This is a genomic window from Seonamhaeicola marinus, from assembly GCF_008085455.1.
The window spans coordinates 1-453 of record NZ_VSDQ01000057.1; the positions used below are offsets into that span (position 1 = coordinate 1).

Here is a 453-nt window from a genome sequence, read left to right on the forward strand (position 1 = left end):
GTTTTTAGTTTCGATTAGTAACTCAACCTTCTCTAAAAGTTCATCGGTTAGCTGAAATTGTATGTTTTCTTTTTCCTCTTGCATATAATTCTGATGAAAATAGAAATCACTTAGCGTGATATTTATACTTGATCTTTTTCAATAAGCAGCGTAAGTTCTATAAACGCTTGTACTGGTAATTGCTCTGGCCGCTGGCCAAAGATACTATTTGCTTTTAAATTATTAGATAAATTGAATGTTTTTAAACTGTTACGAAGTGTTTTTCGGCGTTGTTGAAATGCTTGTTTAACTACTTTAAAAAAGAGGGCTTCATTACAGGGTAATGTGAATTCTTTTTTTCGGATAAGCCTTAAAACACCCGAATCTACTTTTGGTGGCGGATTAAACACCGTTGGCGGCACCGTAAACAAATACTCGGCATCGTAAAATGCTTGTGTTAAAACTGAAAGAATA

The 453-nt window shown here is 34.0% G+C and carries 1 protein-coding gene; it reads right to left on the reverse strand.

Annotated elements, in window-relative coordinates; all coding sequences use genetic code 11:
- Window positions 1-122: 122 nt before the first annotated feature.
- Window positions 123-453 (reverse strand): ribosomal RNA small subunit methyltransferase A (locus FUA24_RS00365; protein ID WP_317131909.1); only part of this gene is annotated, 331 nt, incomplete at its 5' end.